Raw genomic sequence first — 24,268 nt, 5'->3', positions numbered from 1 at the left:
TTAAATGATATCCAGTTCCGGTGGCTAGCTCTTCGCATCTAAGAACCTCCCGCACGAAAGGTAAAAAGCACCTTTTGTGCGAGAGAACCTTAGCCAGTCAGAGCTGAACGAGCCGTCTCCACTTTTAATTTAAAAAGACAAAAACAGGTAGTTGCAAAATGAAGTTAGCCTTGTTATAATTTCATCATATGTGTTTCATCAATATAGTTGTGTATGCAGCTGAAGATGAAAAACTCTGTTTCGAAAATGATTCAGGGCGGAAGGAGATGAAAAGAATGAAAGCAGGAATTCACCCAGATTACAAGAAAGTTGTATTCATGGACACAAACACAGGCTTCAAATTCTTAAGCGGATCTACTAGAGGATCTAACGAAACTGTTGAGTGGGAAGATGGTAACACTTATCCATTACTAAAAGTTGAGATCAGTTCTGATTCTCACCCATTCTACACTGGACGTCAGAAGTTTGCTACTGCAGACGGACGCGTTGACCGCTTCAATAAGAAATACGGTCTTAAGTAATAAAAACATAAAACAGGCAAGTGTATCTATTCGCTTGTCTGTTTTTTTTGCGAAAATATTATACCTTTACCCTACTTTTAATTAAAAAGTAGATGAAAGGAGAGCTTCATGTACTTAATAAATCAGAACGGTTGGATTGAAGTGATTTGCGGTAGTATGTTTTCTGGTAAATCAGAAGAGCTTATCCGCCGTGTGCGTCGTACGCAATTTGCGAAACAACATGCAATTGTATTTAAACCATGTATTGATAATCGCTATAGTGAAGAAGACGTTGTATCACATAACGGATTAAAGGTAAAAGCAGTTCCTGTTTCAGCTTCAAAAGATATATTTGAACATATCACTGAAGAAATGGATGTAATTGCAATCGATGAGGTGCAATTCTTTGATGGGGACATTGTGGAAGTGGTGCAAGTATTGGCAAATCGTGGCTATCGTGTCATTGTAGCTGGTTTAGACCAAGATTTCCGTGGTCTACCATTTGGACAAGTTCCTCAGCTGATGGCGATTGCTGAACATGTAACAAAACTACAAGCGGTATGTTCTGCATGTGGATCTCCGGCAAGTCGTACACAACGATTAATTGATGGAGAACCAGCGGCATTTGATGATCCGATTATTTTAGTTGGTGCTTCAGAATCGTATGAACCACGCTGTCGTCATTGTCATGCAGTTCCTACAAACAAAGATAAGTAAAACTCGCTGCGCAAGGCGGGTTTTTTTCAGAATAGAGAGTGTGAGTGGTGTGAGCTGCCTACGCTTTAAGTTGTGATATCTAGTTCTGGTGGCTAGCTCTTCGCATCTAAGAACCTTCCGCCCGAAAGGTAAAAAGCACCTTTAGGTCGAAAGAACCTTAGCTGGTCAGAGCTGAACGAGCCACCGCCACTTTTAAATATATTATCTAGCTCCAGCGGCTAGAATCTCCGGCCATTTCACTCTCTCGCTCGAAGCAAAGAGCGCTTCAAGATCGAGAGTTCCAAATAGCCTGCGATTCTGAACGAGCCGCTTGTGCTTTTAAATATAATTTGCGTTTTTTTGAGTAAGTACCATATACTATTTGTATTAGATACTAGGATGTAGAGGTGAATGATGTGTTAGATCGTTTGCAAGCTGTAGAAAATCGTTATGAGAAGTTAAATGAATTGCTAAGCGACCCAGCAATTATTAGTGATTCAAATAAGCTTCGTGAATATTCAAAGGAACAGTCTGATATACAGGAAACGGTAGAGGTGTATCGTGAGTATAAGGATGTTCGTGAGCAATTAAAAGATGCGAAAGCAATGTTAGAAGATAAGTTAGACGCAGAAATGCGTGAAATGGTAAAAGAAGAGGTTTCTGAGTTAGAATCACAAGAAAAAACATTATCAGAGCGTCTGAAAATTTTACTTGTACCAAAAGACCCTAACGATGATAAGAACGTTATCGTTGAGGTTCGTGGAGCTGCTGGTGGCGACGAGGCCGCTTTATTTGCTGGTGACTTATACCGTATGTATAGCCGTTACGCTGAGGTGCAAGGTTGGAAAACGGAGATTATCGAGGCTAGCTATACAGAGTTAGGTGGATATAAAGAGATTATCTTTATGATTAACGGTAAAGGTGCTTTCGCGAAGCTGAAATTCGAGAATGGCGCTCACCGTGTACAACGTGTTCCTGAAACGGAATCTGGTGGACGTATTCATACATCTACAGCAACTGTAGCTGTATTACCAGAGGCAGAAGAAGTAGAAATTGATATTCATGAGAAAGATGTTCGTGTTGATACATTCGCTTCTAGTGGACCTGGTGGACAGAGCGTTAATACAACGATGTCAGCGGTACGTTTAACGCATTTACCGACTGGTGTAGTTGTATCATGTCAGGATGAGAAATCACAAATTAAGAATAAAGAAAAAGCGATGAAAGTATTACGCGCACGTGTTTATGATAAGTTTAGACAAGAAGCGCAAGCTGAGTATGATCAAAACCGTAAACAAGCTGTTGGTACGGGTGATCGTTCAGAGCGTATTCGTACGTATAACTTCCCGCAAAACCGTGTTACAGACCATCGAATCGGTTTAACGATTCAAAAGTTAGATCAAATCTTACAAGGTAAGTTAGATGATTTCATCAATGCCTTAGTAATGGAAGATCAGGCTCAAAGGATGGAGGCAGCTGAGTAATGCGTGTCTATGAAGCCCTGAAATGGGCTTCTTCTTTTTTACAGGAGAATGGACGAGATGAAAATGCGGGAGAAATTGTCCTTTGTCATGTATTAAAGACGAATAGAACAGGATTATTGATGAACATGCGTGAAGAAATAACTGCGGAACAAGAAAAAAGTTTTACAGAGTTTATCCACAAACATGTAGAAGGTATTCCGATTCAATATATGATTGGTCATGAAATGTTTTATGGAAGATCGTTCTTTGTGAATGAAGAAGTATTAATACCAAGACCAGAAACAGAAGAGCTTATAGTAGGAGTGTTAGAAAGAATCGAGCGTCATTTTGGTGATGAGAAAATACATGTAGCAGATATTGGTACAGGTAGCGGAGCAATTTCGATTACACTTGCTTTAGAAAATAAAAATCTTCATGTGTATACGGTAGATATTGCGCAGGAGTCGATTGAAGTTGCAAAAGAAAATGCGAAAACTTTGGGCGCAGAAGTAACGTTCTATCATGGTGATTTATTATCACCATTTTATGAAACGGGTCAAAAGTTAGATGTTGTTGTTTCAAATCCTCCATATATACCGGAAGAAGATTGGCGTGGTCTTTCTCCCGTGGTGAAAGAGCATGAGCCAAAGAGAGCGCTTGTTGGTGGTGAAGACGGATTGGATTTCTATCGCCGCTTTATGGAAGAGTTGCCGAATGTGTTGCAGAAGAAAGCAATTGTCGCATTTGAAATTGGAGTAGGGCAAGGTGAGGACGTGAAAGGGCTGTTACAACAAGCTTTTCCACATGCTCATGTTGAGGTTGTTTTTGATATTAATGGAAAAGATCGTATGGTATTTGCAGAAATGGAGTAAGGGTTACACCTTACTCTATTTTTTTGTGGAAAAATTCATATAGATTTTGAATTTAATAGTTTAGAAAGATGAAAGTCTGTCCACACTGTTTGTAGAAGGGACGGTGGAGGAAATGAAAAAACAAGTTATTGCTTATCTTCTTCTATTATTAATTGGTGCACAGTTACTTGTGCAGTTTGGATATATGAAAGCTGATGCGAAAGGGCCTTCAGTTATTCCGAAAGAGGCCGTTCGATTACGGATTTTAGCAAATAGTGATTCAGATAAAGATCAGGCGTTAAAGCGCAAAGTGCGTGATGAAGTAAAAGCGCAAATTGATGGATGGGTAGCTGATTTAACTTCATTTGAAGAAGCACGCAAAGTCATTCAAAATCATATTCCAGAAATCGAAAAAACAGTGGCAAATACGTTGAAAAAAGAAGGAAGCAAAGATTCATTCCAAGTGAAATTCAGTAAAAATGTAAAGTTTCCTACAAAGGTATATGGGAATTTTATTTATCCGGCAGGGGAATATGAAGCAGTTTTAATTACAATTGGGGAAGGTGAAGGGGCAAACTGGTGGTGTGTATTATTTCCACCGATGTGTTTCTTAGATTTTTCAAGTGGTACAGCTGTAAGGAAAGAAGAACATGTTGTGAAGGCTGAATCTCCAGAAGAGGAGCAAGTAAAACAAATAGATGATGAAGAAGTAGTAAATGCAGAAGAGAAAAAAGGGGATGAGGTGAAGGAAAAGAAAGTTGTAAAGCAGGAAGTCGCAAAAAAAGTAACAGCTTCTGAAAAGAAAGTAGTAAAAAATGAAACGAAAGTAGAAGAACAACCTGCAAGTAAAGAGGAAACAAAAACTGTGGAAAAAGTGGAGAAACCTGTGGAGCAAAAACAAGAAAAACAAAATGAGTATGTAAAAGTAGAAGAGGAAGAAGAGCCAGAAGTTAAGTTATTTATTGTAGAAGCTTTTACATCTTTATTCTCTAAATAGTACTATTCGTAAATCCCTCCTCATATATAAAAAAGAGGAGGGATTTACTATGAAGAAGGTATATTTTGCGACGAAAGCAGATGTGGAAAGATTGCACTCTTTTTTCGGACAAGCTAATAAAAAAGATGATAAAATAAATGAGTTGTACGCGCAATTTATGATTTTGGAAGAGGCGGAAGAAATAAGGGCAGTCATTGGATATGAACAAAGTGAAGAAAACGCACTTATTCGTTCTTGTTTATTCACACCTAATGTGGATAAACAGACTTTCTTATATTTTTTTGAAATGTTTTTGCAGTATATGAAAGAAAAAAATATTCGACAATTGTACTTGCTAACAAATCATCCACAATCTATAACGATCTTTCAGTTTTTTGACTTTGTTACGATAGAGAAAGAGAACGTACCAGAGGGAATTCGACAGTTAGAACACTTTTGTAAAAATATAAAAGAGCCAAATGCAATAATACTAAATTGTCAGCTATTCACAAAGTTATCCACGGATTAATTAGGTTTATCCACATTTTGTGGATAAACCTTGTTTGTCTTTTGGATAAATCTCATAGTAAACTAAAAATAGACAAGTATTTCAGGGTAGAAAAGGACGTGGGAAAAAATGCATACAAATATGTGGGTTGTGGATAATGTTGTGGAAAGAAAAAAATATTATCCACAGTTACAAGAAGCAGCAAAATTATTAAGGGAAAATGAGGCGATTGCCTTCCCTACAGAAACGGTATATGGACTAGGTGCAAACGCGATGAATGATGAAGCGATTGCGAAAATTTTTGAGGCGAAAGGAAGACCGAGTGATAATCCACTTATTGTCCACATCGGGACAAAATCGCAGTTAGATGGGATTGTGAAGGAAATTCCGCCAGTTGCAGAGAAGTTAATGGAGCATTTTTGGCCAGGGCCGTTAACAATTATTTTACCTAGAAAAGAAGGGATTTCAGAGAAGGTAACGGCAGGACTTCATACAGTTGGAGTAAGAATGCCTGATCATCCGGTAGCTCTTGCTCTTATTGAAGAGGCAAATGTACCTGTTGCAGCACCTAGTGCAAATCGTTCAGGTCGTCCAAGTCCGACGTTAGCGTCTCATGTATATGAAGATTTAAATGAGAAGATCGCAGGTATTGTAGATGGTGGTGCAACAGGAGTCGGTGTTGAATCGACTGTAATTGATTGTACGAGCGCTGTTCCAACGATATTACGCCCAGGTGGGATTACGAAAGAACAATTGGAAGCAGTGATTGGTACGGTTTCGTTAGATCCAGCTTTAAAGGATGAGAAGGAAAAACCGAAATCACCTGGAATGAAATATACACATTATGCACCGAAAGCGCCGCTAAGTATTGTTGAAGGTTCACGTGAATTTATTCAACGCCTTGTGGATGAGAAGAAGGAAGAAGGATTCAAAGTCGGTGTATTAACGACAGAAGAGTATCAGCACGTATATAATGCGGATGTTGTATTATCATGTGGTGTCCGAAGCGATTTAGCTAGCGTTGCGACTAAATTATATGATGTACTTAGAACATTTGATGCAAGTGAAGTGGATGTTATTTTTAGTGAATCATTCCCGAATGAAGGAATAGGGAATGCCATTATGAATCGTTTAACAAAAGCGGCAGGACATCAAATTATTACTGAATGATAAGGTACGATTAGCAAACAGAATATTTCTCCTCGGATAAGCATATTGTGAAGTAGCACGTCCGAGGAGGGACATGAATGACGTTTGAACAGATAATACCTTTAATAATTATGGCGTTCGCCTTAGGGATGGATGCGTTCTCGGTAAGTCTTGGTATGGGAATGATGACCTTAAAGATAAGACAAATCCTGTATATCGGTGTGACGATAGGGATATTTCATATTATCATGCCATTTATAGGGATGGTATTAGGTCGTTTTTTATCAGAGCAGTATGGAGACATTGCACATTTTGCAGGTGCTATTTTATTAATCGGATTAGGATTTTATATTGTATATTCATCTATCTTGGAAAATGAAGAGACTCGAACGGCCCCTATTGGAATTAGTTTATTCGTATTTGCATTTGGGGTTAGTATAGACAGTTTTTCAGTAGGTCTTAGTCTTGGTATTTACGGGGCACAGACGATCATTACGATATTACTTTTTGGATTTGTTAGTATGTTATTAGCGTGGATTGGTTTATTCATTGGGAGACATGCGAAAGATATGCTCGGTACATATGGCGAGATAGTAGGTGGTATCATTTTGGTTGGATTTGGATTATATCTCCTTTTTCCTATATAATTTTAGGGGGGAGGGCGTTATGAACAAGTTATTGGAATGGTATATTCGATTTGTAACCTTTTTTCCGAGGTGGTTACGACTACTTATTATTTGGGGTATTATTTTACAAATTTCAATTTTAGGTTGGATTAAATTAATTCGTGAATGGTAAGGTAGTTCCTTTCTGTGCATAGTTTTGTTTGTACTATACTGATTACGCTAAAAAATTTCACATATAGAAAGGATGAGATGGATGACGAGATTGAAGCAAGTTTTTGGTATTATTATTAGTTTTTTTGTTTTTTGGTTTAGTATGCTCGGTGTACAAATGTTTGCTGAGTTTTTAGATATTGAGTCATTGAAGTTTGTTGCTGGAAAAACGGAGGCGGCGCGTGCTTTTTATTCTCCATACCCGTTTTTAATTGTTTTTCTTATTACATTGCTTTCCCTTTATTTCTTCGTAATTAAGCTTTGGAAACCGAAAAAAGAGAAAGTACCTACTTTAGAGGAGCAGAAAGAAGAGATATAAGGGGGATACTATGTCTAACATTTCTTTGGCAGAAGCTGTAAAATTAAAAAGTGTATTATCGAAAAGAATACATGAATTAGAAGAAGAGATGAACCAAATTGGATTTGTTGAAATTGAAAAAGGTGATACACTTCCAAAACAGACGCGTACATTGGTACAAGTTGAACAGGAACTAGATGAAGTTCGCGCTGATTTTCGTCTTTTAGATAAATTAATGTATGAAGCAAATATCCGAAATGAAGTGAATTTCAACGGAGAGAATGTAACGATTGTTGAAGCGATAGAACTTGCAACGCAGTTACGTGCAAAAGCTCGAAAGTGTAAAGAGTTTGGCGTGAGTAAGAAAGAAGAACATGTATATTCGTACGGTGAAACATCATCGCTTGTAAAAGTAGCCATGTTTGATCCTGAAGTATATCGTGTAAAAGGTTTAGAGTTAGAGAGACAAGCTAATAGGTTATCTAACTTAATTAATGCGAAAAACTACGCCATTGAACTAGACTTTGATGGTGAAAAATACTTTTAAACCTTGAAGTGGTGAGACTCCGCTTCAAGGCATAGAAGAAGACCACTTTTGTAAAAATGAGATTTGTGATGGCCAAAGGACAACCAATCATCCAATAACCAATCACACTGTTACTTTTTACCGATGACCAATAATGGGAAAAGAGGTCGATGACCAATAATGAAAAATTATTTTTCTTCTTCTATGAAAAGGGTGTACCAAATTAATTTGGTACACCCTTTTATATTATTGTTACTTCTATTCTGAACGAGCTGTTTTCGCTTTTAGTTGTTATCCAGCTCCAGCGGCTAGAATGGTCGGTGGCTTCGCGTCTTCCTGCGAGGCAAAAAGCGCCTCTACGTCAGAAGCTCCATCCTCCTCCCATTCTGAACGAGCCGCTTCCGCTTTTAGATTGGCCTCACTAATTCAAATTGTTCTCCTAGTTTTGCGTAGTTGTGTCCTGCTAGGCGGCTTACTGGTTTTAGTCCTTCTGCATGAATGCGTCCATTTTCGTATAGGTGTTCTGCGACGTGGAAACGAACGACGCGTCCAATTAGTAGATCGCAAGCTGGTGAGTCTTCTGTTCCGCCAAGGGGGATTGCGCGTTCTAGCACGCATTCCATTCGAATATTTGCTTCTTTTACACCTGGAACGGAGATGACATCACTTTCAATTGGTGTTAATTTTGCTAATTCAATTTCACTTTCATTTGGAGGGAGATTTGCTGCTGTTTCGTTAATTGCCGCTACATATGATTCATCAGAGATATGTACGACAAATTCTCCTTTTTCAATTGCGTTTCGAGAAGTGTCTTTTCTTTCTCCAGCTTTTCGTTGTACAGAAACTGAGATAAGTGGCGGATTAGCAGCAACAATATTGAAATAACTATATGGTGCTCCATTTAATACGCCGTCTTTTGTTACAGAAGTAACGAATGCGACAGGGCGTGGAATAATACTTCCTGTAAGTAATTTGTAATTCTCTTTTTCCGATTGTTCATTTGGATTAATGGATAACATGATTGAAATCCCCTTTCTAAATATGACGACTTATTGTTTGTTTACAAGATGTTAGTGGAAAACTCCTGCTGAAAATAATATTTTTATTACATAAAAAGAACTTACTTCAACCACAATGAAGTAAGTTCCATCTAAATAATCTTGAATTCAAGATAAAAATTATAGTAAAACGTATGCGCCAGGTCCGATTAAAGCTACACCAATAGCAACAGCGATTAACATTAAGTTGTATTCATATCCGTTTTGGGTTACCCAGTAACCATTTTTCCCATGAACAGTGAAGATTGCCATTAACATTGTTCCAACGATAAATAATGAACCGATTGCAGTGAAAATACCTGATGCGAATAAGAAACCACCTAATAATTCAGTTGCACCAGCCATAAATGCCATGAATACACCAGGGCGTAAACCGATTGATTCCATCCAGCCGCCTGTTCCTTTTAAACCATAACCGCCGAACCAACCAAATAATTTTTGAGCACCATGACCCATGAATGTAATACCTATAATAAGACGAATAATAAGAAGACCGAAATCCATCATTTTTGAAAACCCCCTAAAAGTTATTAGCTTACCTTACGTAAGTAATAATAAAATAGTTACTTACTTTAGTCAAGTGGATTTCGAAAAAAGTTTGAAAAAAATTTTACAAATTAACAACAAAAAATAAAATGTAGTAAAGACCTCTAGACAAGTTAGGTGAAAAAAGAGAAAATATAAGTAGAAGTTAACTTCTTATTGTTATTCAGACAATCAGAATTGACTGGAATTTTGTGAGACGCTACAATAAGAGTCTAGTAGTAATGACGTAATTTATTTCGAAAGCGTTTTTACAGTATAATATTCGAAGTATGAAGTCTTACGTTTATTCTGATCTTTAATAGAGATTGCCCTATAAACTTTTAGGTAAATTATAAGGAGGACTATCCTATGTTTAAAAAATTATTCGGTCTTGGTTCAAAAACAAATGAAGAAACAATTGTAGCTCCATTAACTGGAGCAGTGAAAAATATTGAAGAAGTACCAGATCCAGTATTCGCTGGTCGTATGATGGGTGACGGTGTTGCAATCGATCCTACTGAAGGTGTAGTTGTATCTCCAGTTGATGGCGAAATCGTACAATTATTCCACACGAAACATGCAATTGGAATTAAAGCGAAAAACGGTACAGAAATTTTAATCCACGTTGGATTAGAAACTGTAAAAATGGAAGGCGAAGGTTTTGAAGCTCACGTTTCTGAAGGACAAGCTGTAAAAGCTGGAGATAAATTAATCTCATTCGACTTAGAATTAATTCGTGAAAAAGCGAAAAGCACAATTACTCCAATCGTTATTACAAACACAGATGCAGCTGAGTCTATTAAGACAACTGTAGGTGTAACTGCTACAAAAGGTTCAACAGAAGTAATGAAAGTTACAATGAAATAATTATCACATGAAAGGAATCCGTTTCGTATGAAATGGATTCCTTATTTTGTTTTGTAGTCTGTTCCTTATATATGGTAAAATACTTTGGGCACTTGGAAATAGGGTTTCACATATATGTGGATAAGGCGCATTTTTCTTAGAAAAAATATAAGAGAAATGCGCCTTTCGTATATTCACATTTCTTTTGTTCTATTGTAATGTACGCTATGATAAAAGGAAGGAAATAGAGAAAAGGGGTGGGTTTAGATGAAACGAGTATTATTTGTTTGCACTGGAAATACATGCCGTAGTCCGATGGCTGAGGCGTTACTGCGCCATTATGGAGAAGGTAAGTTTGAAGTGCAATCTGCTGGTGTTTTCGCCTATCCTGGAAGTGATGCGTCGGTACATGCAAAGGAAGCTTTAGCTGAAAAGGGAATTGCAATCGATCATGCTTCGCAGCAGGTAAACGAAGCCTTAATTGATTGGGCAGATATTGTAGTAACAATGACGGAAAAACATAAGGAAATTATCCTTGGGCATTATCCAAGTGTTGAAGGGAAAGTAGATACATTATATGGAGTAACTGAGGGGATGAGTAAGGATATTTCAGATCCGTTCGGCGGATCTCTCTCTATTTATAAAGAAACATTAGAAGAGATGGAAAAACTTGTACAAACTTTACTGAAAAAACATTCAGAAGGTTGATGTTTCGTGTATAATACGATATTGGAGATCACTTCGTCCCATTAAAGGATTAAGTGAGAATGAAGATAATGGATTGAAACTTTGGAGGGGTAAAAATGAAAGTAGTAGTAGCATCTGATCACGGCGGTATGAATATCCGTAATGAACTTGTAAGTTTATTAGAAGAGTTAAATATTGAATATATTGATTTAGGTTGTGAATGTGAAGCTGGTTCTGTTGATTACCCTGATTTTGCGTTTCCAGCAGCGGAAATGGTAGCAAATGGCGAAGTAGACCGTGGTATTTTAGTTTGTGGGACAGGCATCGGTATGTCAATTGCTGCAAACAAAGTAAATGGTATTCGTTGTGCGTTAGTTCATGATACTTTCAGTGCGAGAGCAACGAGAGAGCATAACGATACAAACATGTTAGCAATGGGCGAGCGTGTAATTGGTGCTGGTCTAGCACGCGACATCGCAAAAATTTGGTTAACAACTGAATTTGAAGGCGGCCGTCACGAAAACCGCGTAGGAAAAATTAAAACATACGAAGCAAAGTAATAGATTCTAACTAGAAGCAGTAGGAAATATAATTTGGTGAACCAACCTGTGAAAGGAAGAGGCGTAATGACAGAAATCGTAAAGGTAAGAGAACAGCTACAAATTTCGCTTTCTGATTTCCAAGAACAAGCTTCATTACAAAGTGGTCAAATTTTTGTAGTGGGGTGTAGTACGAGCGAAGTGCTAGGAGAAAGAATTGGGACATCAGGAACGATGGAAGTAGCAGAGGCGATTTTTTCTGAGTTAAAACAATTTCAAGAACAAACAGGTATTGAGTTGGCGTTTCAATGTTGTGAGCATTTAAACCGTGCTTTAGTAGTTGAGAAAGAGTTGGCGATGAAATATCAATTTGAAATTGTAACAGTTACGCCTGTTAGATCAGCAGGTGGTGCATTAGCAACATATGCTTATCACAATTTGAAAGATCCGGTAGTAATTGAGTTTATTAAAGCAGATGCGGGAATGGATATTGGTGATACATTTATCGGTATGCATTTAAAGCACGTAGCTGTTCCGGTTCGTACTAGTGTGAAGGAAATTGGAAGTGCACATGTAACGATGGCAACAACACGTGGAAAGCTAATTGGTGGAGCACGTGCTGTTTATGCGGCGAAGGAAGAGACTATCACTTGCCGTTAAAGTTATGAATAAGGTATGTTGTCTGACTTTATTATAGAAGAAAGAAAAGACCGATTTTCGGTCTTTTTTTTCTTTTATGATATAGAAAGTCATGTTAGAATGTAGTTGAAAACATGAAGGTTCGAAAGAATTACAACCTGAATTTTCGTTTTTTCTGAATAAATAAGAAAAAACTGTTGGGAATCGATGTAATTCGTTCAGAAAAGGGGGATTTTGGTGGATCATTTAAAACGTCAAGATGAAAAGGTATTTGCTGCAATTGAGGCAGAACTAGGAAGACAGCGTTCGAAGATTGAGTTAATTGCTTCGGAAAACTTCGTAAGTGAAGCAGTAATGGAGGCGCAAGGTTCTGTTTTAACGAATAAGTATGCTGAAGGATATCCTGGGAAACGTTACTATGGTGGTTGTGAACATGTAGACGTAGTAGAAGATATCGCACGTGATCGCGTAAAAGAAATTTTCGGCGCAGAGCACGTAAATGTTCAACCGCATTCTGGTGCACAAGCGAACATGGCAGTATACTTCACGATTTTAGAGCAAGGCGATACAGTACTTGGTATGAATTTATCTCATGGTGGTCACTTAACACACGGAAGCCCTGTTAACTTCAGTGGAGTACAATATAATTTCGTAGAATATGGCGTGGATGCTGAATCTCACCGTATTAATTACGATGATGTATTAGCAAAAGCGAAAGAACATAAACCAAAATTAATCGTTGCAGGTGCAAGTGCGTACCCTCGTGTTATCGATTTCAAACGATTCCGTGAGATTGCAGATGAAGTGGGCGCATACTTAATGGTTGATATGGCACATATCGCAGGTTTAGTAGCGGCTGGTTTACATCCAAATCCAGTGCCACATGCACATTTCGTTACAACAACAACACATAAAACATTACGTGGTCCACGTGGTGGTATGATTTTATGTGAAGAGCAATTTGCAAAACAAATTGATAAATCAATCTTCCCTGGTATTCAAGGTGGTCCACTTATGCACGTAATCGCTGCAAAAGCTGTTGCGTTTGGTGAGGCACTTCAAGATGATTTCAAAACATATGCACAAAATATCATTAACAATGCGAACCGCTTAGCTAAAGGTCTTCAAAAAGAAGGACTTACACTTGTTTCTGGTGGAACAGACAATCACTTAATCCTAATTGATGTTCGTAACCTAGAAATCACAGGTAAAGTAGCAGAGCACGTATTAGACGAAGTTGGTATTACAGTGAACAAAAATACAATTCCATTTGAAACAGCAAGCCCATTTGTAACAAGTGGTGTACGTATCGGTACAGCAGCTGTAACATCTCGTGGTTTCGGTTTAGAAGAAATGGATGAAATTGCGTCACTTATTGCTTACACATTAAAAAATCATGAAAATGAAGCTGCATTAGAAGAAGCGCGTAAGCGTGTAGAAGCGTTAACGAGCAAATTCCCAATGTACACAGATCTATAATAGATTGAAGAAGGCTGCTGAGACATAATTGTTTTAGCAGTCTTTTTTGTGGACATATATTGTTCTTTAAGTATGTATACAAATGATGAATAAATTTTGGCGATATAATGAAGGATACAGCTCCCATAATTGGTAAAGATACTAGATAGAATCATCGGAAATCATGACTTTTCCAAATTTGCCCTTGAATATTAGTAGCGTTTTCTTTACAATCGTAAATAGTGTAAAAAAGCGTGCAAACGCATGAATATCATCTAAAGGAGAGATTCACATGGGAAAACTGTATGTATTTGATCACCCGTTAATTCAACATAAGATTACATATATTCGCGACAAGAATACAGGTACGAAAGATTTTCGTGAATTAGTGGACGAAGTAGCAAGCTTAATGGCTTTTGAAATTACTCGCGACCTTCCACTTAAAGACATTGAAATTGAGACTCCTGTAAGCAAAGCGACAACAAAAGTGATCGCTGGTAAAAAACTTGGTTTAATTCCGATTTTACGTGCAGGTTTAGGAATGGTTGATGGAATTCTGAAATTAATTCCAGCAGCAAAAGTAGGACACGTTGGCTTATACCGCGACCCTAAAACATTGCAACCGGTAGAATACTATGTGAAACTTCCAACGGATGTAGAAGAGCGTGACTTTATCGTACTAGATCCGATGCTAGCAACAGGTGGTTCTGCAGCTGAAGCAATTAACTCTCTGAAAAAGCGCGGTGCAAAACAAATTAAATTAATGTGTATCGTTGCAGCTCCAGAAGGAGTAAAAGTAGTACAAGAAGAACATCCTGATGTTGATATTTATGTAGCAGCATTAGATGAGAAATTAAATGACCACGGATATGTAGTACCAGGTCTTGGTGATGCTGGTGACCGTTTATTCGGAACGAAGTAAGACAACTGACGAGCAGGGGGATTCCTCAGCTCGTCTTTTTTTGATGTAAGCAAGTAGGGGAGGGGAGAGGATAAATATACATAGTATATACAACATAAGTTGCATACACATCACATATAATATAGAAGTCTTACGTCTAAAGAGCACTATATTATGGAAGGAAAGCGTTATATCGTAAAAATATAATAGTGACAAACTTGTGAACATTTCCTTCTATTATAAAGAGAAAACTGTTAGAAATTGCATATCTCTAACCAGTATTTAGAAGGGGAACGTTTTCATTTTTGGGAGGAAATGACTAATACTCAAATTTTTTGATTTTTTACGATTTCTCGTTGACACTGTTAATACCCTATTGTATGCTAACAACGGGGATAGATGGTAGGGCTTTCAGTGACAAAAATACATCTATTCCGTGACGAAAATGTAAACTTTTTATTTTGTATAGGATTTATGCAAAAAAATGAGTTATTATTAACACATCGTGAATGAGGGTTACATATTGGAGGGATGAATCCTTGCAAAAAAACGATCGCAGCCATATAAAAGCTTATGCTTTAATGTCAGGTATTCTTGCTCAGTTAGTCGGTTCTATTCTTGTTGGGATCTTTGGTGGGCAGTGGATTGATAATAAGGTTGGAACGTTTCCATTGTTTCTTATTATAGGGTTATTACTCGGATTAGGAACAGGGGTATACGCAATGATTCGACTCATTCGACATTACTATTCGGGAGAGCAATGATGATAGACGTACATGGACTTGTCCAAAGACAAAAGAAATATATGTACTACTTGCTTGCGCTTCTAGTGCTAGGATGGGGATTCACCTCTTACAAGGATGTATTTCTTGGACTGATTATCGGGACGATTTTCAGTTTTCTTAGTTTGCGCATCATTGCACGTAGGACAGACAAGCTGTTGGATCGCGTGACAAATGGAGAAAACGTGAAGTTTAAGGCGACAGCGGTAAGTACATATTCAAGATTCGCCACGATTGGGTTATTAATTTTATTTGCAGCCAAATATCAAGAGTTAATTGCGATGTGGGGCTTAGGTGTAGGATTGCTGACAGGATACCTTGTCATGATCATAGATTTTCTTTATTTAGAGTATAAGAGCAGGGAAGAGAGGTGAATTACTAGTGGAACACGGTAAATTAGTTGAATTTCTAGGTTTAACGTTCGATTTGTCATCAGTTATGATGGTTACTGTAGCAGCAGTTATTGTTTTCTTAATCGCTGTTATTGGAACTCGAAGCTTAGCTCTTCGCCCAACAGGAATGCAAAATTTCTTTGAGTGGGTTCTGGACTTCGTGAGAGGAATTATTAATAGCACAATGGATTGGAAAACAGGTGGGCGCTTCTTAACGCTTGGCGTTACGCTTATTATGTTTATCTTCGTATCAAATATGCTCGGTTTACCATTCATGTACTCAGCAACTGAGGCTGGTGAACATATTGCATGGTGGAGATCACCAACGTCTGATCCAGCAGTTACATTAACATTAGCCGTGATGGTAGTTACCCTCACCCATTACTATGGAATTAAGATGAAGGGTACGAAAGAATACATTAAAGGTTATTTCCAACCTATGAAATTCTTATTCCCATTAAAGGTTATTGAGGAATTTGCTAACACATTAACGTTAGGTCTTCGTTTATTCGGTAACATTTATGCAGGTGAGATTCTATTAGGATTACTTGCTAAATTAGGCGGAGCATCATTCCTTGGAGCATTAGGTGCACTTGTACCGATGTTAGCATGGATGGGATTCAGTGTATTCGTTGGTTCAATCCAGGCATTTATTTTCGTAATGTTAACGATGGTTTATATGGCTCATAAAGTAAGTCATGACCATTAATATAATTTAAGTAAGAAAAAATTTATTTTTTTATAATAAAAAGGAGGACAAATTAAATGAGTTTAGGTGTAATCGCAGCTGCAATTGCAATTGGTTTATCAGCATTAGGTGCAGGTATTGGTAACGGTCTTATCGTATCACGTACAATCGAAGGTGTTGCTCGTCAACCAGAACTAAAAGGCGCACTTCAAACAATTATGTTCATCGGGGTTGCATTAGTTGAGGCACTTCCAATTATCGGTGTAGTTATTGCATTCATCGTAATGAACAAATAAGGGAGACTCCCCTTACATAGATGGCGAAGAGTGTTTTTCCGAACTTTCTTCGCCATTGCTTTATGAACAAAATATATGTCTTTTTTTTTCATATAGTCAATTTAGAAATCTCGAAGGGAGTGAATCCTTGTGCCAACTTTATTATTAGGAGCTGCCATTCCATTTGGAACGATTGCTTATACACTATTTGTGTTCTTAGTTTTATTAGTAATGCTACGCAAATTCGCGTGGGGTCCTTTGATGGGAATTATGAAAGAACGTGAAGAGCACGTTAATAATGAAATCGACGCTGCAGAAAAGAATAATGCTGAAGCGAAGAAATTAGTAGAAGAACAACGTGAGATGTTAAAACAATCACGTGTTGAAGCACAAGAGTTAATCGAAAGAGCGAAAAAGCAAGCCGATGATCAAAAGGATGCAATTGTTGCTGCTGCGAAAGAAGAAGCAGAATCAATTAAAGCATCTGCTGTACAAGAAATTCAACGCGAAAAAGAGCAAGCAATTGCTGCTTTACAAGAACAAGTTGCTTCTTTATCTGTTCAAATTGCTTCTAAAGTAATTGAAAAAGAATTAAAAGAAGAAGATCAAGTGAAGTTAATTCGCGATTATATTAAAGAAGTAGGAGAAGCGCGATGAGCAATGGAATTGTAGCAAAACGTTATGCTGTCGCTCTTTTTAAAATTGCAAAAGAAAAACACGTATTAGAAATGTTTGAAGAGGAATTACGCCTTGTACAAAACGTTTATGAGAAGAACGGAGAACTACATAGCTTTTTAACACAACCGAACATTTCAAAAGAGCAGAAGAAGACGTTTCTTGCAAACGTATTCGGATCTGTTTCTGAATCGATTTTAAATACGTTATATATTTTAATTGATAACAAACGCATTGATATCTTATCTGAAATTGCAAATGAATACGTAGTTCTTGCGAATGAAGAACGTAACGTAGCGGATGCAACAGTATATTCTACTCGTCTTCTATCGGAAGAAGAGAAGCTTAACATTGCAGAAGCATTTGCAAAGAGAACAGGAAAAGATGCAATTCGCGTAAAAAATGTTGTAGATGAAGATTTACTAGGCGGCATTAAAGTACGTATTGGAAATCGCATTTATGACGGAAGTTTACAAGGAAAATTAGCACGTATTCAGCGTGAATTAATGAAGAATAGATAGGGGTGAAGCACATGAGCATCAGAGCTGAAGAAATTAGCGCACTGATAAAGCAACAAATTGAGAACTATCAGTCTGAAATCGAAGTTAGTGATGTTGGTACAGTTATCCAAGTTGGTGACGGTATCGCGCGTGCTCATGGTCTTGATAACGTTATGGCTGGTGAACTTGTAGAGTTCTCTAACGGCGTTATGGGACTAGCACAAAATTTAGAGGAAAACAACGTAGGTATTATCATTTTAGGACCTTACACAGAAATCCGTGAAGGTGACGAAGTTCGTCGTACTGGTCGCATCATGCAAGTACCAGTAGGAAAAGAACTAATTGGTCGTGTTGTAAACCCATTAGGTCAACCAGTTGATGGTTTAGGCCCAATCAATACAACAAACACTCGTCCAATCGAAAGTCCAGCACCAGGTGTAATGGATCGTAAATCTGTTCATGAGCCACTTCAAACAGGTATTAAAGCGATCGACGCTCTTGTACCAATTGGCCGTGGTCAACGTGAGTTAATCATCGGTGACCGTCAAACAGGTAAAACAGCAGTTGCACTAGATACAATCATTAACCAAAAAGATGAAGATATGATTTGTATTTACGTAGCTATCGGACAAAAAGAATCAACTGTACGTAACGTAGTAGAAACACTACGTAAGCATGGTGCATTAGAGTACACAATCGTTGTAACTGCATCTGCTTCTCAACCAGCTCCATTATTATACCTAGCTCCTTACGCTGGTGTAACAATGGGTGAAGAGTTCATGTACAATGGTAAACACGTATTAGTAGTATATGATGACTTATCAAAACAAGCAGCAGCTTACCGTGAGCTGTCATTACTATTACGTCGTCCTCCAGGTCGTGAAGCTTACCCAGGGGATGTATTCTACTTACATTCTCGCTTATTAGAGCGTGCAGCAAAATTAAGTGATGCAAAAGGCGGCGGTTCTTTAACTGCACTACCTTTCATCGAAACACAAGCAGGGGACGTATCAGCTTACATTCCAACAAACGTAATCTCAATTACGGATGGACAAATCTTCTTACAATCTGACCTATTCTTCTCTGGCGTACGTCCAGCGATCGATGCGGGTACTTCTGTATCTCGTGTAGGTGGATCTGCTCAGATTAAAGCAATGAGTAAAGTATCAGGTACACTTCGTCTTGACCTTGCATCTTACCGTGAGTTAGAAGCGTTCGCTCAGTTCGGTTCTGACCTAGATAAAGCAACTCAAGCGAAACTAAACCGTGGTGCTCGTACTGTTGAGGTATTAAAACAAGGATTACACAAACCGTTACGTGTAGAGAAACAAGTTATCATTCTTTACGCTTTAACACGTGGATTCCTAGATGATATCCCAGTAGTAGATATCACTCGTTTCGAAGAAGAATTCCATGCTTGGTTAGATTCTAATGCGACTGACTTATTAGAAGAAATCCGCACAACTAAGAAACTTGCGGATGACGACAAATTTGCAGCAGCAATTAACGGATTTAAAAAAGTATTCGTAGCTTCTGAATAATAATAAAAAGTGAAGCCGACTGTTCAGCCCCATCGGCTAAGGTTCTTTCTCACAGAAGGTGCTTTTTACCTTCTTGTGGAGAAGGTTCTTAGACGAAAGGGGCTAGGAGGCGGAACTAGATTAATAAAAGTGGAAGCGGCTCGTCCTGAACGTGAGGGGGAAGAAGTGAAGCCACCGAACATTCAAGCCGCTGGAGCTAGATAGTATATATAAGGCATCTCAATTTCTGAGATTGCTGACGGTTATGTAAAGGAAAAGAGTAGGTGCACCTATTCTTTTCCTTCAATCATGAGCAAGAATATCTTGCAACGTAGATTAGGAAGAGAATTCTTACTAATCGTGCCAACTTCCGGAAAAAAGGTGGTGAAAACCTGTGGCATCTTTACGCGATATAAAAGCGAAGATTAACTCGACAAAGAAAACGAGTCAAATTACGAAAGCGATGGAGATGGTATCTGCATCTAAGTTAAACCGTGCAGAGCAAAATGCTAAATCTTTCGTTCCGTATATGGAAAAGATTCAAGAAGTAGTAGCGAGCATTGCGCAAGGAAGTAAAGGAATTAATCATCCAATGCTAAATGCGCGCCCTGTAAAGCGTACAGGATACATCGTTATTACATCTGATCGCGGACTAGCAGGTGGTTATAACAGTAACGTATTACGTACAGTAAGTAACGTAATTCGTGAACGTCATAATATGGATTCAAACCAATATTCAATTATTGTGCTTGGACGACTAGGACGTGATTATTTAAAACGTCGCGGCTTTAACATCATTGATGAAGTAGTTGGATTATCTGATCACCCATCATTCACTGATATTAAAGACCTTGCTTCTCGAGCAATTGCGATGTTCGCAGATGGTGCTTATGATGAGCTGTATATTTACTACAACCATTACGTAAGTAAAATTTCACAAGAAGTAACGGAAAATAAAATTTTACCGCTTACTGATGTGGCGTCTGATAAACCGACGACAGCTTATGAATTCGAACCTTCTGAAGAAGAAATTTTAAAAGTACTATTGCCACAATACGCAGAAAGCTTAGTGTACGGTGCATTACTAGACGGTAAAGCAAGTGAGCACGCAGCGCGTATGACAGCAATGAAGAGTGCTACAGACAACGCAATGGAAGTTATCGATTCACTTACACTTTCATTCAACCGTGCGCGTCAGGCAGCGATTACGCAAGAAATTACGGAAATCGTTGGTGGAGCAGCAGCGTTAGAGTAGTAATAAAAAGCGTAGGTGGCTTGTCCAGAAGGGGAGGGCATTGGAACTCCTGACAAAGAGGCGTTCTTTGCCTCGTAGGAAGGAGTGAAATGGCCGACCCTTCTAGCCACCGGAGCTCGATTTAATAAAAAGCGGAAGCGGCTCATTCAAAAGAGCCGCGTAAGCTTATAAACCAATAAAAAATTAAAAGCTAGCTGCTCGTAGAAAGTTGGCTAATTAAAAGAAAGCTAGGAGGGAACCCGATGAATAAAGGGCGCGTTACGCAAATCATGGGTCCGGTTGTAGACGTTAAGTTTGATGGCGGAAAGCTACCAGAAATCTACAACGCCCTTACGGTAAAACAGAGCAACGAAAACGGTGAACTTAACTTAACATTTGAAGTTGCACTTCATTTAGGTGATGATACAGTTCGTACAGTTGCGATGTCTTCCACAGATGGACTTGTTCGTGGCACAGAAGTAGAAGATACTGGTAAAGCAATCTCTGTACCAGTTGGTGATGCAACACTTGGTCGCGTATTTAACGTATTAGGTGATGCTATTGACTTAGATGGTGAGGTTCCTTCGGATGTACGCCGTGATCCAATTCACCGTCAAGCACCTGCATTCGAAGAATTATCTACTAAAGTAGAAATTCTTGAAACTGGTATTAAAGTAGTAGACTTACTTGCTCCTTACATTAAGGGTGGTAAGATCGGTCTATTCGGTGGTGCCGGTGTAGGTAAAACAGTATTAATTCAGGAGTTAATCAACAACATCGCACAAGAGCACGGTGGTATCTCTGTATTCGCTGGTGTAGGTGAGCGTACTCGTGAGGGTAATGACTTATACCACGAAATGAGCGATTCTGGCGTAATTAAGAAAACTGCGATGGTATTCGGACAAATGAACGAGCCACCTGGAGCACGTCAACGTGTTGCATTAACAGGCTTAACAATGGCTGAATATTTCCGTGATGAGCAAGGACAAGACGTACTTCTGTTCATCGATAATATCTTCCGTTTCACGCAAGCAGGTTCTGAAGTATCTGCCCTTCTTGGCCGTATGCCATCTGCGGTAGGTTACCAACCAACACTTGCAACAGAAATGGGTCAATTACAAGAGCGTATTACATCTACAAATAAAGGGTCTATCACGTCTATCCAAGCGGTATATGTACCAGCCGATGACTATACTGACCCAGCACCAGCTACAACGTTCGCTCACTTAGATGCAACAACAAACTTAGAGCGTCGTTTAACACAAATGGGTATTTACCCAGCCGTAGATCCATTAGCATCTACATCTCGTGCACTTTCTCCAGAAATCGTAGGAGAAGAGCATTATGAAGTGGCTCGTCAAGTACAGCAAACTTTACAACGTTACAAAGAGCTTCAAGATATCATTGCTATCTTAGGTATGGATGAGTTATCTGAAGAAGATAAGTTAGTTGTACATCGTGCTCGTCGTATTCAATTCTTCTTATCTCAAAACTTCCACGTAGCGGAGCAGTTTACAGGTCAAAAAGGTTCTTACGTACCTGTAAAAGACACAGTTCGTGGTTTCAAAGAAATTCTAGAAGGAAAATATGATGACCTTCCAGAAGATGCATTCCGCTTAGTTGGTGGCATTGAAGAAGTTATTGAAAACGCGAAGAAAATGATGGCGTAAGGCCTTAGGAGGGACGAAGTATGAAGACATTTCCAGTCAGTATTGTAACTCCTGATGGACCGGTTTACGAAAAAGAAGTAGAAATGGTAAGTGTAAAAGCAGAGAGTGGGGAAATGGGGATTTTACCAGGTCACATTCCAACTGTTGCACCATTAAAAATTAGTGCAGTTCGTCTGAAAAATGGTGGACACACTGATTATGTAGCAGTAAGTGGTGGCTTTATCGAAGTTCGTCCAGATAAAGTAACTGTATTATCATCATCTGCTGAAGAAGCAAACCATATCGATATCCATCGTGCAAATGAAGCGAAGCGTCGTGCGGAGCAACGTTTGCAAGATAAACAAGCACATGTTGACTTTAAACGTGCAGAAATGGCATTACAACGTGCTGTGAACCGTTTAAACGTTTCCGATATGAAATAAAAAATTCGTAAAGGCTTTGCCTTTACGAATTTTTTTTTATGGATTTTATGGATAATTTTACAAAAATGGTATAATTACATCAGTGCTCGTATAAGTAGAGAATGTACAACAATTTATAAAGGGGATGAAGAAATGATCGGTGAAATGAAACGAGAAGCATTGCACTCTTTAAAAGGAAAATGGGGACTAGGTGTTGGATCAACGATTTTATATCATATTATAAGTTACGTCGTTTCAATGGCTGTAATGCTTATCCTATTAATTCCAGTAGTTATAATAGTTTTTTTATTGTCTATTTCAACTGGTTCCATTGAAGAAGACACGATGGCAATTGGAGCTGCTATTACGTTTGGGCTTTTTTACTGCCTTATGATAATTTTAAGTTATGCGGCTTATGGCATTACCTCATACGGTTATACAAATTTGTTTCTACAAATAAGTAAACGAGAAGATGCTAGAGTAGATTATTTATTTGAAGGATTTCGTGGTTTTAAAAGAATGATGAAAACAATGTGGGCTATGCTTGCAATTTTGTTATATACAGGTACATGGGTTCCAATGCTAGGAACGATTGTATGTGGGATATTAGGATTCTTTGATGAGAATGCAAACCCATCATTCATCATCGTTTTCTTTGTTTTATTAGCTATTTCGTTTGTTGTAATGGCTATTTTGTATTTTTCATATTCGATGACATATTATGTGATGGTTGAAAAACCAGAATATAGTGTTTCACAAGCAATGAAAGAAAGTAAGAATCTGATGAAGGGGCATAAATTAGATCTATTTCTTTTATGGTTAAGCTTTATAGGGTGGGCTATTTTAGCGATTTTTACACTTGGAATAGGTTTTCTATGGCTTAGTCCGTATGTGAGTACAACGACAGCGCATTTTTATCGCTACATTTCAAAGGGTGAATTGCAGTAGGAGTATGCTATACTAATAGAATTATTGTGTATAGGAGGCGAGGCTAAACATGATTAGTGATTTAAAAGGAGAAGCACTGGATTCATTAGAAGGGAAATGGGGCTTAGCTGTCGGGGCAACATTACTGATTTCGATTCTTATTTCAGCTTTTAGTTTTAGTATTGATTTCATTTTCTCTCAGGTTTGGGATTGGAAAGAAGTAAATAGCTCATTTTCAGTAGACGTTATTTCAATATTGATGGTAGGTCCATTGACGTTAGGTGGCTATTATTTAGCGCTGCATATCATTCGTGAAAAAGACGCACGTATTGGGCATATATTCAGATGGTTTACAGAAGGAAGTAAGTTTATAAAGTCATTTTTATTATATATAGTAGTGAACATTTATATTTTCTTATGGTTTTTACTATTTATTATTCCAGGCATTATTAAATCATTTTCTTATGCGATGACGTACTTTATAATAAATGATCACCCTGAGTATTCTATAAATCAAGCGATTACAGAAAGCCGTCGTATGATGGATGGGCATAAGATGGAGTATTTCATTTTATGTTTGAGCTTTATTGGTTGGTTTATATTAAGTTGTATTACACTCGGGATTGGATTCTTATGGCTAATTCCATATTTTTATACGACGTCAGCAGCCTTTTATGAAGAGATTGCCGAGGAATATTACGAGAAAACAATTCCGACACTATAAAGTGGGGCATCCCACATGGATGAT

General features: G+C 38.2%; 33 protein-coding genes. 31 read left to right on the top strand and 2 right to left on the bottom strand.

Translation table 11 applies throughout. The features are described from left to right. Positions 1–275: 275 nt before the first annotated feature. The 11 genes from ACTFSI_RS11470 to ACTFSI_RS11420 all read left to right on the top strand — a co-directional run bounded on the left by ACTFSI_RS11470 (position 276) and on the right by ACTFSI_RS11420 (position 7,824). On the top strand, positions 276–521 hold the full coding sequence (locus ACTFSI_RS11470) for a type B 50S ribosomal protein L31 (protein WP_000643437.1): 246 nt from the start codon (positions 276–278) through the stop codon (positions 519–521). Between the two features lie 108 nt (positions 522–629). Further along, a complete protein-coding gene (locus ACTFSI_RS11465; protein ID WP_000280862.1) occupies positions 630–1,217 on the top strand; it encodes a thymidine kinase in 588 nt (195 codons plus the stop codon). Between the two features lie 395 nt (positions 1,218–1,612). Then, positions 1,613–2,680 (top strand): peptide chain release factor 1, encoded by a 1,068-nt coding sequence (gene prfA, locus ACTFSI_RS11460; RefSeq protein WP_000887065.1) that lies wholly within the window; start codon positions 1,613–1,615, stop codon positions 2,678–2,680. Beyond that, the gene (gene prmC / locus ACTFSI_RS11455) at positions 2,680–3,531 is read left to right on the top strand and encodes a peptide chain release factor N(5)-glutamine methyltransferase (RefSeq protein ID WP_001267033.1); all 852 of its coding nucleotides are present in this window, start codon (positions 2,680–2,682) and stop codon (positions 3,529–3,531) included. The genes prfA and prmC overlap by 1 nt, the downstream gene beginning before the upstream one ends. A 112-nt stretch (positions 3,532–3,643) precedes the next feature. Further along, a complete protein-coding gene (gene spoIIR / locus ACTFSI_RS11450) occupies positions 3,644–4,507 on the top strand; it encodes a stage II sporulation protein R (RefSeq protein ID WP_197225837.1) in 864 nt (287 codons plus the stop codon). A gap of 49 nt (positions 4,508–4,556) precedes the next feature. Then, positions 4,557–5,015, top strand: coding sequence for a mechanosensitive ion channel protein (locus ACTFSI_RS11445; RefSeq protein ID WP_000758435.1), 459 nt, complete (start codon positions 4,557–4,559; stop codon positions 5,013–5,015). A gap of 108 nt (positions 5,016–5,123) precedes the next feature. Further along, entirely contained in the window at positions 5,124–6,164 is a 1,041-nt protein-coding gene (locus ACTFSI_RS11440) for an L-threonylcarbamoyladenylate synthase (protein ID WP_197225836.1), read from the top strand. A 77-nt stretch (positions 6,165–6,241) separates the two neighbouring features. Next, entirely contained in the window at positions 6,242–6,790 is a 549-nt protein-coding gene (locus ACTFSI_RS11435; protein ID WP_000142416.1) for a manganese efflux pump MntP, read from the top strand. 19 nt (positions 6,791–6,809) lie between these two features. Beyond that, positions 6,810–6,941 (top strand): hypothetical protein, encoded by a 132-nt coding sequence (locus tag ACTFSI_RS11430; RefSeq protein ID WP_001037626.1) that lies wholly within the window; start codon positions 6,810–6,812, stop codon positions 6,939–6,941. 81 nt (positions 6,942–7,022) lie between these two features. Continuing rightward, positions 7,023–7,298, top strand: coding sequence for a DUF3935 domain-containing protein (locus tag ACTFSI_RS11425; RefSeq protein ID WP_440045407.1), 276 nt, complete (start codon positions 7,023–7,025; stop codon positions 7,296–7,298). Between the two features lie 10 nt (positions 7,299–7,308). Further along, positions 7,309–7,824, top strand: coding sequence for a hypothetical protein (locus ACTFSI_RS11420; RefSeq protein ID WP_070807227.1), 516 nt, complete (start codon positions 7,309–7,311; stop codon positions 7,822–7,824). A gap of 386 nt (positions 7,825–8,210) precedes the next feature. Here the strand turns inward: ACTFSI_RS11420 and ACTFSI_RS11415 are convergent, their stop codons facing one another. Together ACTFSI_RS11415 and ACTFSI_RS11410 are read right to left on the bottom strand one after the other, a co-directional pair. Further along, positions 8,211–8,822, bottom strand: coding sequence for a flavin reductase family protein (locus ACTFSI_RS11415; protein WP_000949040.1), 612 nt, complete (start codon positions 8,820–8,822; stop codon positions 8,211–8,213). A gap of 159 nt (positions 8,823–8,981) precedes the next feature. Continuing rightward, positions 8,982–9,368 (bottom strand): DoxX family protein, encoded by a 387-nt coding sequence (locus ACTFSI_RS11410; protein WP_000968618.1) that lies wholly within the window; start codon positions 9,366–9,368, stop codon positions 8,982–8,984. Between the two features lie 387 nt (positions 9,369–9,755). Between ACTFSI_RS11410 and ACTFSI_RS11405 the strand changes: the two genes are divergently transcribed. The 20 genes from ACTFSI_RS11405 to ACTFSI_RS11310 all read left to right on the top strand — a co-directional run bounded on the left by ACTFSI_RS11405 (position 9,756) and on the right by ACTFSI_RS11310 (position 24,244). Then, positions 9,756–10,253 (top strand): PTS sugar transporter subunit IIA, encoded by a 498-nt coding sequence (locus tag ACTFSI_RS11405; RefSeq protein ID WP_000473666.1) that lies wholly within the window; start codon positions 9,756–9,758, stop codon positions 10,251–10,253. A 246-nt stretch (positions 10,254–10,499) separates the two neighbouring features. After that, positions 10,500–10,940, top strand: coding sequence for a low molecular weight protein arginine phosphatase (locus ACTFSI_RS11400; protein ID WP_000832383.1), 441 nt, complete (start codon positions 10,500–10,502; stop codon positions 10,938–10,940). A gap of 95 nt (positions 10,941–11,035) precedes the next feature. Next, positions 11,036–11,479 (top strand): ribose 5-phosphate isomerase B, encoded by a 444-nt coding sequence (gene rpiB / locus ACTFSI_RS11395; protein ID WP_197225835.1) that lies wholly within the window; start codon positions 11,036–11,038, stop codon positions 11,477–11,479. A 66-nt stretch (positions 11,480–11,545) separates the two neighbouring features. Then, a complete protein-coding gene (locus ACTFSI_RS11390; RefSeq protein ID WP_000136362.1) occupies positions 11,546–12,118 on the top strand; it encodes a TIGR01440 family protein in 573 nt (190 codons plus the stop codon). 216 nt (positions 12,119–12,334) lie between these two features. Continuing rightward, positions 12,335–13,576 carry a serine hydroxymethyltransferase gene (gene glyA / locus ACTFSI_RS11385; protein WP_139896049.1) on the top strand — a complete coding sequence of 414 codons (1,242 nt, stop codon included), beginning with the start codon at positions 12,335–12,337 and terminating at the stop codon, positions 13,574–13,576. 271 nt (positions 13,577–13,847) lie between these two features. Further along, on the top strand, positions 13,848–14,477 hold the full coding sequence (gene upp, locus ACTFSI_RS11380; RefSeq protein WP_000517539.1) for a uracil phosphoribosyltransferase: 630 nt from the start codon (positions 13,848–13,850) through the stop codon (positions 14,475–14,477). Between the two features lie 378 nt (positions 14,478–14,855). Continuing rightward, positions 14,856–14,969, top strand: a complete 114-nt coding sequence (locus ACTFSI_RS11375; RefSeq protein ID WP_000232961.1) for a DUF4024 domain-containing protein — start codon at positions 14,856–14,858, stop codon at positions 14,967–14,969. A 26-nt stretch (positions 14,970–14,995) separates the two neighbouring features. Beyond that, the gene (locus tag ACTFSI_RS11370) at positions 14,996–15,220 is read left to right on the top strand and encodes an AtpZ/AtpI family protein (RefSeq protein ID WP_001171223.1); all 225 of its coding nucleotides are present in this window, start codon (positions 14,996–14,998) and stop codon (positions 15,218–15,220) included. Further along, complete coding sequence (locus ACTFSI_RS11365) at positions 15,220–15,612, top strand: ATP synthase subunit I (protein ID WP_000567600.1); 393 nt, start codon at positions 15,220–15,222, stop codon at positions 15,610–15,612. Before ACTFSI_RS11370 ends, ACTFSI_RS11365 begins: the two co-directional genes overlap by 1 nt. Before the next feature lie 7 nt (positions 15,613–15,619). Continuing rightward, positions 15,620–16,339, top strand: a complete 720-nt coding sequence (gene atpB, locus ACTFSI_RS11360) for a F0F1 ATP synthase subunit A (protein ID WP_000399869.1) — start codon at positions 15,620–15,622, stop codon at positions 16,337–16,339. A 56-nt stretch (positions 16,340–16,395) separates the two neighbouring features. Next, positions 16,396–16,614: a F0F1 ATP synthase subunit C gene (gene atpE, locus ACTFSI_RS11355; RefSeq protein WP_000052064.1), complete on the top strand. Its 219-nt coding sequence runs from the start codon at positions 16,396–16,398 to the stop codon at positions 16,612–16,614. A 129-nt stretch (positions 16,615–16,743) separates the two neighbouring features. Continuing rightward, complete coding sequence (atpF, locus tag ACTFSI_RS11350) at positions 16,744–17,250, top strand: F0F1 ATP synthase subunit B (protein ID WP_001142620.1); 507 nt, start codon at positions 16,744–16,746, stop codon at positions 17,248–17,250. Next, entirely contained in the window at positions 17,247–17,789 is a 543-nt protein-coding gene (gene atpH / locus ACTFSI_RS11345; protein WP_000064679.1) for a F0F1 ATP synthase subunit delta, read from the top strand. The genes atpF and atpH overlap by 4 nt, the downstream gene beginning before the upstream one ends. Before the next feature lie 11 nt (positions 17,790–17,800). Then, positions 17,801–19,309 carry a F0F1 ATP synthase subunit alpha gene (gene atpA / locus ACTFSI_RS11340; RefSeq protein ID WP_000027518.1) on the top strand — a complete coding sequence of 503 codons (1,509 nt, stop codon included), beginning with the start codon at positions 17,801–17,803 and terminating at the stop codon, positions 19,307–19,309. Positions 19,310–19,384: 75 nt separating this feature from the next. Then, positions 19,385–19,513, top strand: a complete 129-nt coding sequence (locus ACTFSI_RS11335) for a hypothetical protein (protein ID WP_256932408.1) — start codon at positions 19,385–19,387, stop codon at positions 19,511–19,513. A gap of 169 nt (positions 19,514–19,682) precedes the next feature. Beyond that, positions 19,683–20,543 carry a F0F1 ATP synthase subunit gamma gene (atpG, locus tag ACTFSI_RS11330; RefSeq protein WP_000157696.1) on the top strand — a complete coding sequence of 287 codons (861 nt, stop codon included), beginning with the start codon at positions 19,683–19,685 and terminating at the stop codon, positions 20,541–20,543. Between the two features lie 242 nt (positions 20,544–20,785). Beyond that, the gene (gene atpD / locus ACTFSI_RS11325; RefSeq protein WP_001032592.1) at positions 20,786–22,192 is read left to right on the top strand and encodes a F0F1 ATP synthase subunit beta; all 1,407 of its coding nucleotides are present in this window, start codon (positions 20,786–20,788) and stop codon (positions 22,190–22,192) included. Positions 22,193–22,212: 20 nt separating this feature from the next. Beyond that, positions 22,213–22,614, top strand: coding sequence for a F0F1 ATP synthase subunit epsilon (atpC, locus tag ACTFSI_RS11320; RefSeq protein ID WP_000847211.1), 402 nt, complete (start codon positions 22,213–22,215; stop codon positions 22,612–22,614). 132 nt (positions 22,615–22,746) lie between these two features. Beyond that, the gene (locus ACTFSI_RS11315; RefSeq protein WP_000578787.1) at positions 22,747–23,541 is read left to right on the top strand and encodes a DUF975 family protein; all 795 of its coding nucleotides are present in this window, start codon (positions 22,747–22,749) and stop codon (positions 23,539–23,541) included. A 49-nt stretch (positions 23,542–23,590) separates the two neighbouring features. After that, positions 23,591–24,244, top strand: a complete 654-nt coding sequence (locus ACTFSI_RS11310; RefSeq protein WP_044791927.1) for a DUF975 family protein — start codon at positions 23,591–23,593, stop codon at positions 24,242–24,244. Positions 24,245–24,268 lie beyond the last annotated feature (24 nt).

The organism is Bacillus cereus group sp. MYBK101-2 (assembly GCF_051918845.1).
Taxonomy (GTDB): Bacteria; Bacillota; Bacilli; order Bacillales; family Bacillaceae_G; genus Bacillus_A; species Bacillus_A paranthracis.
Note: the sequence above shows the minus strand (reverse complement) of the source record. Positions and strands in the feature narration are given on the sequence as shown.